Source organism: Streptomyces sp. NPDC002176, assembly GCF_044903645.1.
In the GTDB taxonomy this organism is placed as follows: domain Bacteria; phylum Actinomycetota; class Actinomycetes; order Streptomycetales; family Streptomycetaceae; genus Streptomyces.
On the sequence record NZ_JBJDQW010000001.1, the window covers coordinates 1594511 to 1613402 of the forward strand.

Annotated in this window: 11 protein-coding genes; 5 read left to right on the forward strand and 6 right to left on the reverse strand. The window is 70.0% G+C overall.

The features are described 5' to 3' along the window. Positions 1-117: 117 nt before the first annotated feature. From ACI2LY_RS07140 to ngcE, 3 genes are all read right to left on the reverse strand, one after another. The gene (locus tag ACI2LY_RS07140; protein WP_404706259.1) at positions 118-1032 is read right to left on the reverse strand and encodes a carbohydrate ABC transporter permease; all 915 of its coding nucleotides are present in this window, start codon (positions 1030-1032) and stop codon (positions 118-120) included. Between the two features lie 5 nt (positions 1033-1037). After that, positions 1038-1964, reverse strand: a complete 927-nt coding sequence (locus ACI2LY_RS07145; RefSeq protein WP_404706260.1) for a carbohydrate ABC transporter permease — start codon at positions 1962-1964, stop codon at positions 1038-1040. Between the two features lie 74 nt (positions 1965-2038). Next, positions 2039-3487 carry an N-acetylglucosamine/diacetylchitobiose ABC transporter substrate-binding protein gene (ngcE, locus tag ACI2LY_RS07150; protein ID WP_404706261.1) on the reverse strand — a complete coding sequence of 483 codons (1449 nt, stop codon included), beginning with the start codon at positions 3485-3487 and terminating at the stop codon, positions 2039-2041. Between the two features lie 341 nt (positions 3488-3828). Here ngcE and ACI2LY_RS07155 point away from each other — a divergent pair, with 341 nt between their 5' ends. The 4 genes from ACI2LY_RS07155 to ACI2LY_RS07170 all read left to right on the forward strand — a co-directional run bounded on the left by ACI2LY_RS07155 (position 3829) and on the right by ACI2LY_RS07170 (position 11228). Continuing rightward, on the forward strand, positions 3829-7632 hold the full coding sequence (locus tag ACI2LY_RS07155; RefSeq protein WP_404706262.1) for a GH92 family glycosyl hydrolase: 3804 nt from the start codon (positions 3829-3831) through the stop codon (positions 7630-7632). A 146-nt stretch (positions 7633-7778) separates the two neighbouring features. After that, on the forward strand, positions 7779-9491 hold the full coding sequence (locus ACI2LY_RS07160; protein WP_404706263.1) for a diacylglycerol kinase family protein: 1713 nt from the start codon (positions 7779-7781) through the stop codon (positions 9489-9491). A 1-nt stretch (position 9492) separates the two neighbouring features. Next, entirely contained in the window at positions 9493-10446 is a 954-nt protein-coding gene (locus tag ACI2LY_RS07165; RefSeq protein ID WP_404706264.1) for a YihY/virulence factor BrkB family protein, read from the forward strand. Continuing rightward, positions 10446-11228: a phosphatase PAP2 family protein gene (locus ACI2LY_RS07170; RefSeq protein ID WP_404706265.1), complete on the forward strand. Its 783-nt coding sequence runs from the start codon at positions 10446-10448 to the stop codon at positions 11226-11228. Before ACI2LY_RS07165 ends, ACI2LY_RS07170 begins: the two co-directional genes overlap by 1 nt. A 33-nt stretch (positions 11229-11261) precedes the next feature. Here ACI2LY_RS07170 and ACI2LY_RS07175 read toward each other — a convergent pair whose 3' ends face one another. From ACI2LY_RS07175 to acnA, 3 genes are all read right to left on the reverse strand, one after another. After that, positions 11262-11687, reverse strand: a complete 426-nt coding sequence (locus ACI2LY_RS07175) for a DUF6003 family protein (RefSeq protein WP_161188648.1) — start codon at positions 11685-11687, stop codon at positions 11262-11264. Between the two features lie 100 nt (positions 11688-11787). Further along, the gene (locus ACI2LY_RS07180; protein ID WP_404706266.1) at positions 11788-15054 is read right to left on the reverse strand and encodes a GH92 family glycosyl hydrolase; all 3267 of its coding nucleotides are present in this window, start codon (positions 15052-15054) and stop codon (positions 11788-11790) included. A 349-nt stretch (positions 15055-15403) separates the two neighbouring features. Further along, positions 15404-18121, reverse strand: a complete 2718-nt coding sequence (gene acnA, locus ACI2LY_RS07185) for an aconitate hydratase AcnA (RefSeq protein WP_404706267.1) — start codon at positions 18119-18121, stop codon at positions 15404-15406. A gap of 255 nt (positions 18122-18376) precedes the next feature. On the opposite strand from acnA, the gene ACI2LY_RS07190 reads away from it, so the two are divergent. Further along, positions 18377-18853, forward strand: coding sequence for a hypothetical protein (locus ACI2LY_RS07190; RefSeq protein ID WP_404706268.1), 477 nt, complete (start codon positions 18377-18379; stop codon positions 18851-18853). Positions 18854-18892 lie beyond the last annotated feature (39 nt).

An 18892-nucleotide genomic window follows, 5' to 3' on the forward strand; every position in this document is an offset into this window, starting at 1 on the left:
GGGCTGACGGCGGGGTTCGCGCCGGGTGATCGGTAACGATCGCAAAGTGACCGCCGATGTCCGAATGTGCGTCGGCCCCGGTGGGACACACCGGGGCCGGTCCGGAGCAGTGCCGGGCTACTTCACCGCCCCCGCCGTCAGCCCCGCGACCACCTGCCGCTGGAAGACGACGTACGCCGCAAGCACCGGGAGCATCGCCATCACCAGGCCCGCGAAGAGGCCGGACCAGTCGCCCTTGTAGCCCTGGCTGACGGCGAGTTGGACGAGTCCCTGGGTGAGCACCTTCTTGTCCGGGTCGGTGTTCAGCACCGTCGGCAGCATGTACTGGTTCCACTGGCCGAGGAAGTTGAAGATGCCCACGCTGACCAGGCCGGGCTTGGCCATCGGCAGCATGATCTGGAAGAAGGTCCGGCTGTGCGAGGCACCGTCCACGAAGGCCGCTTCCGCCACCGAAGTGGGCAGAGTGCGGAAGAAAGCGGTCAGGAAGAAGACGGTGAACGGCAGCGAGTAGGCGATGTAGACCAGGATCAGTCCGTGGATCGTGTTCAGCAGCCCCATGTTGTTCACGACGTAGAACAACGGCACCAGCGCGAGCATGATCGGGAAGCTCATGCCGCCGACGAACAGGTAGTAGATGAAGCGGTTGCCCGGGAAGTCGAAGCGGGCCAGCACATAGGCCGCCATCGAGCCGAGCACCAGGGTGCCGATCAGCGAACCCCCCACCACCAGCACGGTGTTGAGGAAGTACTCGCTCATGTGGGCCTGGGACCAGGCGCGGGACCAGTTGTCGAAGTGCAGCTTGTCCGGCAGCGCCCAGGGCGAGCCGAAGATGGAGCTGTCGTCCTTGAACGAGGTCATCACCGCCCACAGCAGCGGCAGCACGACCATGAACGCCCACAGGACCAGCACCCCGTGGGAGAACACGTTGAGGACGGTGCCCTCGGAGCGGCGGCGGGCGCCGGGGCGGGGCGGGACCGCGTCGGTCTTCACGACGGGCGCGGGGCGCGGGGCGGGAGCGTCGGTGGTGGTCATGGGGCTCAGTACTCCAGCCGCTCGCGGCGGCCCAGCCGCATCACGATCGCGGCGAACGCGAGCGTGACGACCAGCAGGGCGACGCCGATGGTGGTGGCGTAGGCGGCCTGACCGTCCCGGAACGCCTTCTGGTACACGTACAGGACCAGCACGGTGGTCGAGTAGTCGGGGCCGCCGGGGCCGGTCGTCATGATCTGGACGACCGCGAACGACTCGGCGCCGAGCGCGAGGATGCCCATGTAGACCCAGCCGGACTGCACGGTGTCCCAGAGCAGCGGCAGGGTGACCCGGAAGAAGGTGGTCGCGCGGCCCGCCCCGTCCAGCAGGGCCGCCTCGTACAGGTCGGCCGGGATCGAGGCCATGCCCGCGGAGAACAGCACCACGAAGAAGCCCGTGGTGGACCACACCAGCACCGCCATCACGCACCACAGGGCGAGGTTCGGATCGCCCAGCCAGAGCGGCTGGAGGCTGTCGAGTCCGATGCCGCGCAGCAGCGAGTTGATCGCGCCGCTGTCCGGGTTGTAGGCGAAGGCGAAGAGCAGGGCCACGATGGCGATCGAGAGCACCTGCGGAAAGAAATAGACGATCTTGTAGAAGCCGGAGCCGCGCACCCCGGTGACGACCGGTCCGCCCTTTCGGTGCCGCCCGCCCACATTGATCATGAAAGCGAAGAACAGGGCCATGCCGAGCGTCACCAGCGGCAGCAGCAGCGCGAAGATCAGGCTGTGTGTCAACGACTTCCAGAAGATGTCGTCGTGCAGCATCCGGGTGTAGTTGTCGGTGCCGACCATGCTGAATTCGGGACTCAGGCCGGTCCAGTCCGTGAACGAGTAGTAGATGGACTGGATGAACGGCCAGATCACAAAGAGTGCGTAGAGCCCGAGCGGGGCCGCGAGGAACCCCGTGATGAACCCGTACTTGCCGTGCTGCATTGCCGGACGACCCCGTTCCTGGACACGTACTGGGACACGTACTGCCGCTGGTGACGAACCCTTGAGAGGGGGCGTTACTTGTGCTTGTAGTGCTTGATGGAGGAGTCCTTGGCGGCGGCGTCGGCGAAGCCCTGGATCTTCTTGACGGTCTCCGCGGGGGTGAGCCGGCCGGCCATCATCTCGCCGAGGCCGCCGACGCCGATCTTCTCCTTCTCCAGCTGGACGTACCAGTCCGGGATGCGCGGGTTCACCACGTTGTCCCCGGCCTTCTTCAGCGCCGCGACGCCCGCCTTCAGACCGGGGGTCAGCTCGATGCCGTCGATGCCGCCGTCGAGCGCGGAGAGCGACTTCACCTTGGAGGTGAAGTTCCGCGAGGACGCCTCGGAGAGCATCACGCGCAGCTGCTCCATGCCGCCCTCGGGGTTGGCCGCCTTGGCCGGGACGACGAAGGGCTCACCGCCGGAGGCCCAGATGGTGCCGAACGGCATCTTGTCGGAGCTGTCCAGCCCGGTGGGAGCGGAGACCGCCAGGTCGAAGTCGGCCGGGATGACGTTGGCCGACTCGTTCTCCACCCAGGAGCCGTTCGGGATGAACAGCGCCTTGCCCTTGGCCCACGCGGTCTGCGACTGGATGTGGTCCAGGCCGGGCGTGCCGCGCAGGATGTAGCCCTTCTGGAACAGCTCGTAGTACGCCTCGAAACACGCCTTGACGGCCGGGTGCTTCCAGGCGTTGGGCTCCAGGTTGTCGATCGCGTCCAGCACCTGGCGGCCGCCGACCTTGGCGATCATCGGGTAGAGCGAGAAGGGCAGGTAGTACGGGTACTTGCCCGCGTAGGTCCAGCCCGCGATGCCCTTCTTCTTGGCCTTGGCGCAGACCGCCAGCATCTCGTCCCAGGTCTCCGGGTACTTCTCGTCCAGCCCGTCCAGCGCCTTCTGCGAGTACCAGACGCCGTAGACGGTGTAGGCGTAGTTCAAGATCCACACCGGGTCGCCGTCGAACTGGCCCATCTCCACGATGCCGGGGCGCAGGGTGTCGCGGACCTTCTTGGACGGGTCGTCGTAGGACGGCGCGTCCAGCAGCGGGGTGAGGTCGGCCAGCTGCTTCTTGCCGACCAGGACGCCCATGTCCATCTGCTCGGCACCGGAGTTGTCGATGAGGTCCGGCGGGGTGCCCTGGTTGAAGCGGGGCTGCAGGGTGGACTGGATCTTCTGGGTCGCGGAGAACTTCACCTCGGCCTCGGGGAAGTCCTTCTTGTACAGCTTGACCGCGTCCTCGGCGTACTCCTTGCCGAAACCGCCGTCGAAGAGGACGAATTCCAGCTTCGCGCTGTCGTTGACGCCCAGCGGGTTCTTCGCGGTCTTCTTGCCCGCCTTCGCCTTGTCCTGTCCGTCGCCGCCACTGCTCGCGCAGGCCGACAGCAGCCCCATTCCGGGGGCGGCCACCAGGCCGAGTGCCGCGGTTCGCTTGATCAGATCACGACGGCCGACACCTTCGCCACCATGCCGTGCTGCGGTAGACCCCATGCTCAAGTCCTCGCCTTCTCCAGGACTCAGGCGGTGAACCGGATCTCCCCCCGGCACCGCGGTCGGGTTGTGCTGGCTCGTGCAGGAAACGCCGACAGGTATAGTCCACTTCCCGCCAAGGGGGCAAGATCGAATGCAAGGTCGGCCGCCGGTCTTTTCCGAGTTGAGACCTGGTGGAAATATCGCCGGACTCCGTACGGCCCGCCGGATGAACCACCGATATGACCCCCTGAATGCCACACTCAACACCCTTGACATCACGCACCACTTGACCACCTACTGGTTCCTGCGCAGCAAGTTGACAACGTTGTCCGCAGTAAGCGCGGGAGGGGAATCCGTAGATGCGACGGAGATCTCGGCACAGATGGACTCCGGCGGTCGTCCTCACGACCGCCTTCGTCATGGGCGTGGGCACGCAGGGGGCGGCGGTCGCCGTGCCGTCCCGGGCCCCGGCCGCCGCCACGGAGTTCGCGTCCTCGTTCGAGTCCGGCGAACCGGCGCCGGACTGGCTGAACACCGTCGAGACCGGACCGGGCGGCGCCAAGCGCTCCTCGGGCGTGGACGGCGGCTACAGCAACGGCATTCCGGGCAATGTCACCGACCATGTCACCGATCTGCGGGCGAGCGGTGAGAACACCGGCGCGGGCGAGGTGAAGGAGAACCTCACCGATGTCGATCCCGGTAGCAAATGGCTGACGTTCGCACCCACCGGCTGGGTGGAGTTCGACCTGGACCAGCCGGTGAAGCTCGCCGCCTACGCGCTCACCTCGGCCAACGACCACGCCGAGCGCGACCCGAAGGACTGGCGGCTCCAGGGCTCGGCCGACGGCAAGGACTGGCAGACCCTCGACACCCGTACCGGCGAGACCTTCCCGGACCGGTTCGGCACCAAGTCGTACCAGCTCGACGAGCCGGCCGAGTACGCGCACTTCCGGCTGGAGGTGACGAAGAACAACGGCGCCTCGGACGCGCTGCAGCTGGCCGATGTGCAGTTCTCCACCGGCGGCGGTGACGGACCGGCCCCGCAGGACATGCTGGCCCTCGTCGACAAGGGCCCCAGCGGCTCCCCCACCGCCAAGGCGCGGGCGGGCTTCACCGGCACCCACGCGCTGCGCTACGCCGGACGGCACACCGCCGACGGCCGGGGCTACTCGTACAACAAGGTGTTCGACGTCGATGTGAAGGTGGCCCGCGACACCCGGCTGTCGTACCGCCTCTTCCCGTCGATGGCCGACGGCGACCGGGACTACGACGCCACCAACGTCAGCGTGGACCTGGCCTTCACCGACGGCACCTACCTCAGCTCGCTCGGCGCGACGGACCAGCACGGCTTCCCGCTGACCCCGCAGGGGCAGGGCGCGGCGAAGGGGCTGTACGTCAACCAGTGGAACGACGTGGCGTCCCGGATCGGCGAGGTGGCCGCGGGCAAGACCGTCGACCGCGTCCTGGTGGCGTACGACTCCCCCAAGGGCCCGGCGAAGTTCCGGGGCTGGGTGGACGACGTGGCGCTGAAGCGGGTGGCGCCCGAGCGGCCCAAGGCGCATCTGTCGGACTACGCGCTGACCACGCGCGGCACCAACTCCAGCGGCAGCTTCTCGCGCGGCAACAACTTCCCGGCCGCCGCGATGCCGCACGGGTTCAACTTCTGGACCCCGGTGACCAACGCGTCCTCGCTGAGCTGGCTGTACGAGTACGCGCGGGCCAACAACGACGACAACCTGCCGACCGTGCAGGCGTTCAGCGCGAGCCATGAGCCGAGCCCGTGGATGGGCGACCGGCAGACGTTCCAGCTGATGCCGTCGGCCGCGACGGGCACCCCGGACACCGGCCGCGAGGCCCGTGAGCTGGCCTTCCGGCACGAGAACGAGACGGCCCGGCCGTACTACTACGGGGTGAAGTTCGAGAACGGTCTCAAGGCCGAGATGGCCCCGACCGACCACGCGGCCGTGCTGCGCTTCAGCTACCCCGGCGACGACGCGAGCGTGCTGTTCGACAACGTCACCGAGCAGGCGGGGCTGACGCTGGACAAGGAGCACGGGATCGTCACCGGCTACTCCGACGTGAAGTCGGGGCTGTCCACGGGCGCGACCCGGCTGTTCGTCTACGGCACCTTCGACAAGCCGGTCACCGAGGGCTCGTCCAGCGGGGTCAAGGGCTATCTGCGGTTCGCCGCGGGCGCCGACCGTACGGTGACCCTGCGCCTGGCGACCTCGCTGATCAGCCTGGACCAGGCGAAGGACAACCTGCGCCAGGAGATCCCGGACGGCACCTCCTTCGACACCGTCAAGGCGCGCGCCCAGCGGGCCTGGGACAAGATCCTCGGCAAGGTCGAGGTGGAGGGCGCCACCCCGGAGCAGCTGACCACGCTGTACTCCAGCATGTACCGGCTGTACCTCTACCCGAACTCGGGCTTCGAGAAGGTCGGGGGCAAGGACCAGTACGCCTCGCCGTTCTCCCCGATGCCGAACCCGGACACCCCGACGCACACCGGCGCCAAGATCGTCGACGGCAAGGTGTACGTCAACAACGGCTTCTGGGACACGTATCGCACCACCTGGCCCGCCTACTCCTTCTTCACGCCCTCCCAGGCGGGCGAGATGGTGGACGGGTTCGTGCAGCAGTACAAGGACGGCGGCTGGACCTCCCGCTGGTCCTCCCCCGGCTACGCCGACCTGATGACCGGCACCTCCTCGGACGTGGCCTTCGCCGACGCCTACGTCAAGGGCGTGAAGTTCGACGCGAAGGCGGCGTACGACGCGGCGGTGAAGAACGCGACCGTGGTGCCGCCGAGTTCGGGTGTCGGCCGCAAGGGCATGACCACCTCGCCCTTCCTCGGCTACACGAGCAGCGACACCCACGAGGGTCTGTCCTGGGCCATGGAGGGCTACGTCAACGACTACGGCATCGCCAAGATGGGCGAGGCGCTGTACAAGAAGACCGGCGAGAAGCGGTACCAGGAGGAGTCGGCCTACTTCCTCAACCGGGCCCGCGACTACGTCAACCTCTTCGACCCGAAGGCCGGTTTCTTCCAGGGCAAGGACGCCCAGGGGAACTGGCGCGTGGACTCCGCCACGTACGACCCGCGCGTGTGGGGTTACGACTACACGGAGACCGACGGCTGGGGCTACGCCTTCACCGCCCCGCAGGACAGCCGGGGCCTGGCCAACCTGTACGGCGGCCGCAAGGCGCTCGGCGACAAGCTGGACGAGTACTTCGCCACCCCGGAGACGGCCTCCCCCGAGTTCACCGGCTCCTACGGCGGTGTCATCCACGAGATGACCGAGGCGCGGGACGTCCGGATGGGCCAGTACGGCCACTCCAACCAGGTCGCCCACCACGTCAACTACATGTACGACGCGGCCGGTGAGCCCTGGAAGGCGCAGAAGAACGTGCGCGAGGTGCTGTCCCGGCTGTACACGGGCAGCGAGATCGGGCAGGGCTACCACGGCGACGAGGACAACGGCGAGCAGTCGGCCTGGTACCTCTTCTCCTCGCTCGGCTTCTACCCGCTGGTCATGGGCAGCGGTGAATACGCCATCGGCTCACCGCAGTTCAAGAAGGCCACCGTCCACCTGGAGAACGGCCGGGACCTGGTGATCAAGGCCCCGAACAACAGCGACCGCAACGTCTACATCCAGGGCGTCCGCTTCAACGGCCGCTCCTGGAACTCCACTTCGCTCCCCCACTCGCTGCTCTCCAAGGGCGGGGTGCTGGACTTCTCGATGGGGTCGAAGCCCTCGTCATGGGGTTCGGGCAAGGACGCCGCCCCGGTGTCGGTCACCGAGGACGACAAGGTGCCGACCCCGCGCGCGGACGTGCTGAAGGGCGACGGCGCGCTGTTCGACAACACCTCGGCGACGAGCGCGGCGGTCACCTCGGTGGATCTGCCGAACGGCGAGGCGACCAAGGCGGTCCAGTACACGCTGACCTCGTCGGCGGACCGTACGAAGGCGCCGACCGGCTGGACCCTCGAGGGCTCCACCGACGGCACGACCTGGCAGACGCTGGACAAGCGTTCCGGTGAGTCCTTCGCCTGGGACCGCCAGACACGGGCGTTCAGCGTGGCCACGCCGGGTGCGTACACCAGGTACCGGCTGGTGCTGGACGCGGAGTCGACCCTGGCGGAGGTGGAACTGCTGTCCTGACGGCTCCGGTTGAGCGATGGAGGGGCGGTCCCTGACGGGCCGCCCCTTCTTCGTGCCGTCTGCTTGGCCGTTCAGGGGGCATTAGCCGGTTGGTCGGGCCCGTGCGGTCCGGCCCGACCGACCGACCCAGCCGAGGAGCAGCAACGATGCCGACCGCCGTACCGGAGAGATCAGCGGGCCTGCCCGAGGACGGGCCCCGCCCCGTCAGGACGACGTCCACCGGGCGCCCTCGTGAGCTGCCGCGCGGTATGGCACGGGCGGCGGCCTCCATCGGGGCGCTGGCGGTGTGCCAGGCCGTCCTGATGATCGGCATCGGCTTCCTGATCACCGGCCCCGCCCGGCACGTGTGGCCGCTGACGGCCGAGGACGGCGTCAACCGGGGCCTGGAGCGGCTGCGTACCTCCACCCTGACCACGCTGTCCTCGATCGGGTCCGAGCTGGGCAACACGGGCACCGTGATCGGGGTGACGCTGGCGGCCTGCCTGGCGTTGATCTTCATACCCAAGCTGCCGATGTGGCGCCAGGTGTCGTTCCTCGCGCTCGGGGTCGCGCTCCAGTCGCTGGTCTTCCTGGTCATCACCATCGCGGTGGACCGCCAGCGCCCCGACGTCCACCGGCTCGACGGCTCCCTGCCGACCTCGAGCTACACCTCCGGCCACACCGGCGCGGCCACCGCGATCTACGGCGGTCTCGCGGTCCTCGTGCTGTCCCGCGTACGGAGCCCCTGGCGGCGCGTGCTGGCGGCGGTGCTGCTCCTGCTGCCGGTCGTCGTGGGTCTCTCCCGGCTGTACCGGGGCATGCACCACCCGACCGACGTGGCGGGCGGCATGATCAACGGCGCGCTGGCCCTGCTGGTCGTCGGGCACGCCCTGCTCCGCGACGGCCGGGTGTCGGCGCCCGCCGCCCTGCCCGAGGTCCCTCAGGCCCCCCGCGCCGAGCTGCTGCCGGGCCGGGTCGCGGTGGTCGTCAACCCCACCACCGTCGACGAGAGCGCCCGTGACGAACTGCGCCGGGTTCTCGCCCAACACGGCCACCGCGAACCGGTGTTCATCGAGACGACCGCGGCCGACCCCGGTGGCGGCCAGGCCGCCCAGGCGCTCGCCGAGGGCGCCGCGCTGGTCGTGGTCTGCGGCGGCGACGGCACCGTACGCGCGGCCGCCGACCGGCTGGCGGGCAGCGGGGTCCCGCTCGCCGTCGTGCCGTTCGGCACCGGCAACCTCCTCGCCCGCAACCTCGACCTCCCGCTCACCCCGGCCGAGGCGCTCGACGCGGCCCTCGGCGGCGCGCCCCGCGTCATCGACGTCGCCCGGGTCGAGGGTGACGGCCTCCCCGCCACCCACTTCGCGGTGATGTCCGGCGTCGGCCTGGACGCCGCGATGATGAAGTACGCGGAGGAGCACGACCGGGCCAAGGCGATGCTGGGCTGGCCCGCGTACGTCCTCGCCGCCCCCAAGGCGATGCGCGGCCCCCGGATGAGCCTGAGCGTCCGCCTGGACGGCGGGCAGCCGCTGCGCCGTACGGCCCGCATGGTGCTCGTCGGCAACACCGGCGAACTCCAGGGCGGCCTGCGCCTGATCCCGGACGCCCGCCCCGACGACGGTGTGCTGGACCTCCTCATCCTCGACCCGCAGGGCCCCGGCGGCTGGCTGCGTACGGTGAGCGCGCTGCTTCGCCGGAAGCGGGACGGCGAGGCGGGCGACGGGCAGCCGGAGTTCCGCACGTTCCGGCGGGCCGAGTTCACCTTCGACGCCCCGGAGCCCCGCGAGATCGACGGCGACCCGGTCGGTACCGGGACGCGGCTCTCCGTGGAGGTCGTGCCGGGCGCGCTGACCGTGCTGGTCCCGAACCGGGAGCACTGACATGGGCAGCGCCGCCAAGGTCCCGGAGACGCGGGACATGAGTGGGGACGAACTCTCCGCCGACGAGGCGTGGTTGACCCTGCGCCGATATGGCAACTTGTCCCTGCTGCGCGACGCGTTCCTCCGCTTCCGGTACGCCGACGGGTTCAGCCACTCCCGCGCGCTCGCCCTCCAGACGGTGCTGTCGGTGATCCCGCTGGCCATCGCCTTCGTCGGCCTCTCCACCAGCCTGCACACCGAGGACATCGGCAGGATGGCCGAGCTGACCATCCACCGCATCGCCGAGGGCCCCAGCGCGGAGGTCGTCGACGACGCGCTCGACCGCAGCCGCCGGAAGGCGGGCGACGGCTCCCAGGTCGCCCTCTGGTTCGGCGCGATCTTCTCGATCGTGAACGTCACCACGGCGATGTGCCAGATAGAGCGCGGCGCCAACCGCATCTACGGCAACGAACGCGACCGGCCCTTCCACCTCAAGTACTCGCGCGGTCTGGTCATGGCGCTGTGCGCCGGGTTCCCGCTCGGCCTGGGTTTCGTCGTGATGGTCGCGGGCGACGACCTGGCCGCGGCCGCGGGATCGGTCTACGGGCTGGGCTCGACCGCCCAGATGACGTGGAACATCGTGCGCTGGCCCTTCGGGCTGCTGCTCGCCCTGATCTCCGCCAGCGCCATATTCCGGCGCTCACCGCGCCGCAAACAGCCGGGCTATACCTGGCTGGCCTTCGGTGCGGCCGTGTACCTGGTGCTCTGGATGACCCTGACCTGGGTGCTCACCCTGTATCTGAACCTGAGCGGCTCCTTCGACACCGTCTACGGCCCGCTCAGCGCCTTCATGTCCCTGCTGCTGTGGGCCTACCTGACCTCGCTCGCCCTGTTCCTGGGGCTGTCCTTCGCGGCCCAGCTGGAGGCGGCGCGCGGGCGGCGGCCCGAACCGATCCAACCCGATCCGGGGGTCTGATGCCCACGAAAACCCTGACCCTGCGCTCCCCCGCCCGCCGCCGCATGGCCGACCGGCGGTTCGGCATCCGGCTGCTGGCCGCCGCCGGTGTCGCCACGGCCGCCGCCGTTCCGTTCGCGCTGCTGCTGGTCCTGGTGGAGGGCAAGTGGCGGCCGCTGCGCGACCTCGACCACGACGCGGCCAACGGCTTGCACCAGGTCGCCGTGGACCATCCGGCCTGGACGAGCACCCTGCGCGTGCTCTCCAACTACGTCTGGGACCCGCTCACCCTGCGCGTGGGCGTGGCGCTGCTGACCGGCTGGCTGCTGTGGCGCGGTGCCCGGCGGCTGGCCGCGTGGGCGGCGGCGACCGCGGTGACCGGAGGGCTGCTCGGGCTCGGGGTCAAGACGCTGGTCGAGCGGGCGCGGCCCGTGCTGGAGGACCCGGTGGCGCACGCGCCGGGCTACTCGTTCCCGTCCGGGCACGCGATGACCGCCACCACCTCGTTCGCGGTGTTCCTGCTGGTCCTGCTGCCCCTGGTGCCGCGTCGCGCCCGTGTCGTGTGCTGGGTGGTGGCGGTGCTGTCGGTGCTCGGGGTCGGCTTCACCCGGGTCGCGCTCGGCGTGCACTGGTTCAGCGACGTGCTCGGCGGATGGCTGCTCGGGCTGGCCGTCGTCGTCCTCACCAGCCGGGCCTTCGAGGCGTGGCGGTCCGACACCGGCCAGCGGCCCACGCATGTCGCGGAGGGGCTGGAGCCCGAGCTGTCCGGCCCGAGCCCCGAGCCGGACACCGCCCCCCGCTAGCCCCCAGCCGGAGGCCGCCCCCGCTGACCCGCGTCACACGCCGGTCAGCCGCCCGATCTCCTGCGGGTCGAGCCCGGTCAGCCGGGCGATGCGCGGGGCCGGGACCCCGGCGGTCAGCGCCCGGTGCACCAGGGTCTCCCAGCCCTGGGTGGCGTCCCGGAAGTCCAGCAGCTCCCGCTCCATGTCGGTGACCGACTGGGGCGCGCACTCCTGCTGGACCCGGACCTCCTCCTCGGCGGTCAGCGGGATCGGCAGCCGCTCGGCCTCCTCGGGGATGAGGATCTCCGACCCGGCGGGCAGAATCCGCAACTGCTCGGAGGACGGGGCGACATCGTGGGCGGAGATCCAGCCCCGCACGGCCGGGGTCTGGTCGCATTCCAACGGGGCGACGGCGGCCATGGCCGCGCCGAGGCTCGGGTGACGGTCGGGGAGCAGGAAGAGGTAAGCCTCGTCGGCCATCGGGCGGTTCCGCCTTGTCGGTGTCGATTTGGGTGCGAAGGCCGATGCTACTGCCGCCGGGCCGCGTCGCATCGCACCGAGAAGGCGGAACCGCCCCGGATCACTTGACGGCGAGCGCGAACACGTGCAGGTCGCCGTCGTCCGGCAGCTTCACGCTCCTGATCTCCTTCCCGTCCGGCGCGTTGACCGGCTTGGTGGCGAACACGTAGGTGGCGACCGGGTCCTGGTCGGCGCCCGCGACATTGCGGTACGCGGCCTTGGCGACGACCTCGTTGCCGTACTGGACGGTGCCGCCCCCGCCGCCGACGGTCCAGTCGGTGAAGGCGAGGTCGACGGCGGAGGTGCTGCCGCCGGTGTACGTCACGGTCGCCTTGGCCGACTGGTTGCCGTTGACGGCGCTGCCGACGAAGGCCAACGCCGTTGTGGCGTCTTTCAGTTCGATGGTCTGCCCGTGGGCGGAGGCGTTGTCCGGGCGGCCTGCGGGCGAGTCGGGCCAGGTGAAGGCGAGGTCGCCGGTGGTGACCCGCTTGCCCGGAGTGAGCCCGGCCGCGCCGAGGGCCTGCTGGGAGTAGCTCCAGCCGCCGCCGTCGTAGTCCGCCTCGTCGTGGTCGCCGGTGTCGTCGGAGACACCGGTGTTGTCGTAGGCGGCCAGCAGGGTGCCGGGGGCGGCGACGGTGAGGGAGACGGGCTGCTCGTAGGAGGTGTCGCCCGAGGTCACCGTGACCTTGGCCGTGTAGAAGCCCTGGGTGGCGTCCTCGGCCGCGGTGAGGGTGATCCGCTGGGCGCCGCCGGTGACCGTGCCCTCGGCGGGGCTGGCCGTGACTCCGGTGGGCGTCTCGACCTTGAAGCGGACCTCGGGACCGGTGCCGCCGTTCAGTGACAACGCCCGTACGTCGATCGCGGTGCTGTCGCCGGGGGCGAGGGTCGCGGTGGTCGGGCCGACGCCGATCTGGTACGGCTGCTCGCCCTGCCGGAAGGAGGGCGGCGGGCTCTGGGCGCCCCAGGCGCGGTTCGGGGTGCTGCGCAGCCGGTAGTCGAGTCGGCCGCCGTCCCGCACGAAGGAGGCGGGCAGCCAAGCGCGGTCACTGGCACGGCCGTTGACCTTCAGGGACTGGACGTACGGCGCGTCGGCGGCCGCGCCCTCGGCCCGGATCGAGATGTCGTTGCCCTGCGGGCGCTTGATCTCCACCCGCTCGAACAGCGGTGAGGCCAGGACCAGTTCGGAGCGCGAGGGCACCTGCGGGTACATGCCCATGGCGGAGAAGACGTACCAGGCCGACATCGCGCCCAGGTCGTCGTTGCCGGGGATGCCGCCCGGCCCCGTGGACCAGAGCTGCCGCATCGCCGCGCGCACGGTGTCCTGCGTCTTGTACGGGGCGCCCGCGTACGTGTACAGGTACGGCACGTTGATCGAGGGTTCGTTGTCCATCTCGGACTTGGCGCCGCCCTGGCCGGTGAAGGCCCACTTGCCGTCGGCGGTGTGGAAGAAGGAGTCCAGCCGGGCCAGCGCCTTGTCGGTGCCGCCCAGCGCGGCGAACAGCCCGGCCGGGTCGTGCTGGACCATCCAGGTGTACTGGGCGGCGCTGCCCTCCACGAACCCGTTGCCGGTGTCCGGGGTGAAGCCGGTGACCCAACTGCCGTCCGCCTTGCGGTTGGCGATGTAACCGCCGGTCGCGTCGGCCGCGATGTTGAAGTTGCTCTGCCACCACTGGGCGCGCTCGCCGAACTGCTTCTGGATCGCCTTCTCCCCTGCCGCCTGGGCGAGTTGGGAGAGGGAGAAGTCGGCGGTGGACATCTCCAGGGTCTCGGCGGCGCCGCCCCAGGCGTTGGAGACGCTGGGCATGTAGTGCAGCTTGAGGTACTTGTCGAGCGAGGGGCGCTGGCCGACGGACAGCACCGGCTTCCCGGCCGCGGAGAGGTCCTGCTCGGTGGGCACGGTGGCCGCCTTGACCAGGGAGTTCAGGGCGCCCTTGAGGTCGAACCCGGTGCCGCCGAAGGCGTGGATACCGGCGAGCGCGCTGGGCGACGGGTCGCCGTTCATGACGTGCGTGCCGCCCGCGTTGTGCAGCCAGCGGTCCCAGACCCCGCCATTCTGCTTGCTCAGCTCGTAGAGCGACTGGGCGATGTCGGAGCCGGTGCGCGGGTCGAGCAGGGTGAGCAGCTGGACCTGGTCGCGGTAGACGTCCCAGCCGGAGAAGGTGCCGTACTGGGCGCGGTGGCCGCGGCCCACCCGGTGCACCTCGCCGTCGCTGCCCCGGTAGCGGCCGTCGGCGTCGCTGATCACGTTGGGGTGGAACAGGGCGTGGTAGAGCGCGGTGTAGAAGGTGGTGCGCTCGTCGTCGGTGCCGCCGCCGACCCGGATCGCGCCGAGCCGCTCCCGCCAGGCGGCGCGGGCGGCGTCCCGTACGGCGTCGAAGGAGCGGCGCGGGCCGTTCTCCGCGCGGAGGTTGGCCTCGGCGGCGTCCTGACTGACGTAGGAGATGCCGACCTTGACGTTCACCGGGCCCTCGCCGGGCGCGAACTCCACATATCCTCCGGCGCCCTTGCCCGCGACGGGGCGGCCGCCGTGCGAGAAGCCGCCGGTGTTGCCGGAGGCGGTGGTGGAGCCGGGGTTCAGCTTGTCGTCCTGCCAGGTGCCGGTGGCCTTGAAAGCACGGTCGAAGTGGGCGGTGAAGTACAGGGTGTAGTAGGAGCGTTGGCCTTCGGGGTCGAGGTAGCCGCAGAAGTTGCCGGAGGTGACGGAGCCCGAGACGGTGCGGCTCTCGGGGTCGATGCTGACCTTCGAATCCTCCGACCCCACCTCGGAGTTGGCGGTGCGCACCAGCAGCGAGGCGGGCTTGTCGGCCGGGTAGGAGAAGCGGGCCGAGCCGGTGCGGGCGGTCGCGGTCAGGTCGGCGGCGACCCCGGAGGCGAGGCCGACCTTGTAGTGGCCGGGCTCGGCGGTCTCGTCAGTGTGCTTGAAGTCCGAGGCGTAGACGGCGTCCTTGGTGTCGCTCGCCGGGGAGGAGGCGACGTCACCGGCGTACGGGAAGAAGGGGATGTCCCCGCTGCCGCCCGCGCAGCCGGTGCCGGACATGTGGGTGAGGCTGAAGCCCCGCACGCGGGTGGCGTCGTAGTGGTAGCCGCCGGGCGCGGTGGTGCGGGTGGCGTCGCCTCTGGTGGTCTCCGGGCTCCAGGAGAGCATCCCGAAGGGCACCACGGCGCCGGGGTAGGTGTCGCCGCCGTTGCTGCTGCCGATCAGCGGATCGACGTACGGGGTCGGGTCGTCGACCAGGCCGGGTGGTGCGGTGCCCGCCGCGAGGGCGGGGGTGGCGCCGCCGACCGCGAGCGCGGCGGCCAGCAGCAGGGACATGGGACGGAAACGCATCACGCGGCCCTTCCTCCTTGCGGACGGGTCGCGCACCACTGGTCGCACAAGCCGCAGGGACAGTAACGCGTGCCCACGGCCGCACGGAAGAGGGCCACCTCAATGGCCCAAGTACCTTGACATCGTTGTCCGTTGGAGCGGTAGAGTCAGCAACGGACCCACTAGACAACGTTGTCGCGCCCCACCGCAGGCCAAGCCGCTCAGCACCGCGCACGACCTCTGTCCGCTCCGGGCGGGCACCCCGTCCCCCCGGCCCCGCCCGGAGCACCCGCGCTCACTTCCCCGAGCACGGCGAAGGGCCGCACCCCCGTCACCGGGAGTGCGGCCCTCGACTGCGTTTCCGGTCCGCTTACTTGCGGATCAGGTTGCGCAGCACGTACTGCATGATGCCGCCGTTGCGGTAGTAGTCGGCCTCGCCGGGGGTGTCGATGCGGACGACCGCGTCGAACTCCACGCCGGTGTCGGTGGTGACCTTGACCGTGCGCGGGGTGGTGCCGTTGTTCAGCTCCTCGACGCCGGTGAAGGAGAAGGTCTCCTCGCCGGTCAGGCCGAGGGAGGACGCGGTGGCGCCCTCCGGGAACTGGAGCGGGAGGACGCCCATGCCGATGAGGTTCGAGCGGTGGATGCGCTCGTAGGACTCGGCGATGACGGCCTTGACGCCGAGCAGCGCGGTGCCCTTGGCGGCCCAGTCGCGGGACGAGCCGGAGCCGTACTCCTTGCCCGCCAGCACGACCAGCGGGATGCCCTGGTCGATGTAGTTGCGCGAGGCGTCGTAGATGAAGGAGACCGGCGCGCCCTCGACGGTGAAGTCGCGGGTGTAGCCGCCCTCGGTGCCCGGCGCGATCTGGTTGCGCAGGCGGATGTTGGCGAAGGTGCCGCGGATCATGACCTCGTGGTTGCCACGGCGGGAGCCGTAGGAGTTGAAGTCACGACGCTCCACACCGTGCTCGGTGAGGTACTTGCCCGCCGGGGTGTCGGCCTTGATGGCACCGGCCGGGGAGATGTGGTCGGTGGTGACCGAGTCGCCCAGCTTGGCCAGCACGCGGGCACCGGAGATGTCGGTGACCGGGGCGGGCTCCATGCCCATGCCCTCGAAGTAGGGGGGCTTGCGGACGTAGGTGGACTCCGCGTCCCACTCGAAGGTGTTGCCGGTCGGGATCGGCAGCGCCTGCCACTGGGCGTCGCCCGCGAAGACGTCCTGGTAGGACTTGTTGAACATGTCCTCGCCGATGGCGTTCGCCACGACGTCGTTGACCTCAGCCTCGGTCGGCCAGACGTCGGCCAGGAAGACCGGCTTGCCGTCCTGGTCGGTGCCGAGCGCGTCCTTGGTGATGTCCACCTTCATGGAACCCGCGAGGGCGTACGCGACGACCAGCGGCGGGGAGGCCAGGTAGTTCATCTTGACGTCGGGGTTGATACGGCCCTCGAAGTTGCGGTTGCCCGAGAGGACCGAGGTGACCGCGAGGTCGTGCTCGTTGACCGCCTGGGAGACCTCGTCCGGCAGCGGGCCGGAGTTGCCGATGCAGGTGGTGCAGCCGTAGCCGACGAGGTTGAAGCCGACCTTGTCCAGGTAGGGGGTCAGGCCCGCCTTGTCGAAGTAGTCGGTGACGACCTTCGAGCCCGGGGCGAGGGTGGTCTTGACCCACGGCTTGCGGGTCAGGCCCTTCTCCACGGCCTTCTTCGCGACGAGCGCGGCGGCGACCATGACGTACGGGTTGGACGTGTTGGTGCAGGAGGTGATGGCCGCGACCGTCACCGCACCGTGGTCCAGCTCGTAGGTCGTGCCGTCGGGGGCGGTCACGGTGACCGGGTTCGACGGGGTGCCGTTGGGGGCGATGGCCGGGGAGTCGGAGGCCGGGAAGGACTCCTTGCCCGCCTCGTCCACGACGTCGACGTAGTTGAGGACGTCCGTCTTGAACTGCTCGGCGGCGTTCGCGAGGACGATGCGGTCCTGCGGGCGCTTCGGGCCGGCGATCGACGGGACGACGGTGGAGAGGTCGAGCTCCAGCTTCTCGGAGAAGTCGGGCTCGGCGGCCGGGTCGAGCCAGAGGCCCTGCTCCTTGGCGTACGACTCGACCAGCGCGACCTGCTGCTCGTCGCGGCCGGTCAGGCGCAGGTACTTCAGGGTCTCGTCGTCGATCGGGAAGATCGCGGCGGTGGAGCCGAACTCCGGCGACATGTTGCCGATGGTGGCGCGGTTGGCCAGCGAGGTGGCGGCGACGCCCTCGCCGTAGAACTCGACGAACTTGCCGACCACACCGTGCTGGCGCAGCATCTCGGTGATGGTGAGCACCAGGTCGGTGGCGGTGGTGCCGGGCTTCAGCTCACCGGTGAGCTTGAAGCCGACGACGCGCGGGATCAGCATGGAGACCGGCTGGCCGAGCATCGCGGCCTCGGCCTCGATGCCGCCGACGCCCCAGCCCAGCACACCGAGGCCGTTGACCATGGTGGTGTGGGAGTCGGTGCCGACCAGGGTGTCGGGGTACGCCTGGCCGTTCCGGACCATGACGGTGCGGGCCAGGTGCTCGATGTTGACCTGGTGGACGATGCCGGTGCCCGGCGGGACGACCTTGAAGTCGTCGAACGCGGTCTGGCCCCAGCGCAGGAACTGGTAGCGCTCCTTGTTGCGGCCGTATTCCAGCTCGACGTTCTGCGCGAAGGCGTCGTTGGTGCCGAACTTGTCGGCGATGACGGAGTGGTCGATGACCAGCTCGGCCGGGGAGAGCGGGTTGACCTTGGCCGGGTCGCCGCCCAGCTCCTTCACGGCCTCACGCATCGTGGCGAGGTCCACGACACAGGGGACGCCGGTGAAGTCCTGCATGATCACGCGGGCCGGGGTGAACTGGATCTCCTGGCTGGGCTGGGCCTGCGAGTCCCAGCCGCCGAGGGCGCGGATGTGGTCGGCGGTGATGTTCGCGCCGTCCTCCGTGCGGAGCAGGTTCTCCAGCAGGACCTTCAGGCTGTACGGCAGGCGGGCCGAGCCCTCGACCTTGTCCAGCCGGAAGATCTCGTACGACTCGTCGCCCACCTGCAGCGTGCTGCGGGCGTCGAAGCTGTTCGCCGACACGACAGTCTCCTTCTTTGATGTGCGCGTTCCACCGCATCCTGCCGCCACGCCGGTCGACCGATCCGCTAAGGTAAGGCTAAGTTAGGTAACCCTTACCGGGGTGGCTGCCGCGGTGCGCCTTCGGCAGATATCTCGATGTCGAGATAACTCTAGTACATGGGGGCTGGATGGTCATGCCCGGATGGTGGGTGTGAGCGGTCCGTCACGCCCGGAATGGGGAGGCGCACAGGGGCGGGCGGCTGGGACGATCACCGGATGAGCCACTTCTCGTACCGCCGGGACTCCGTACCGGACCCGCGCCCCGTCGACCTCGCCGCCCGCCCGGACCTGGCGGCCGCGCTCGACGAGGTCAACCGCGACCTGGCGGCGACCCTGCCGGAGGCCGGGCCGATGCGGCTGACGTGCACGCCGTCGGACGACGAGGACATCCCGGACGCGTACCACGTGGCGCTGCCCGACGGCCGCTGGCACAACTTCGTGACAGAACCCGTCGCCGCCGACATCGCCGACGCGGCCCAGGAGACGGTCCAGGCGGTGCTGTGGCAGGTGTGGCCGGTCTGCCCGGAGCACCGCACCGGGGTGCACGCGGACGTCGTAGCGGACGAGCGGGTGGCGTGGTGGTGCCGGGTCGGCGAGGGCCACGCGCTGTGCGAAGTGGGCGAACTGGCGCAAACCCTCCCCGGGAAGCAGCGGCGGGCGCTGCGCCGGAAAGAGCGCAGGCGAGAGGGGTGACCGGCGGCCATCAGTAAGCCATATGGGGGTATCCGAGTT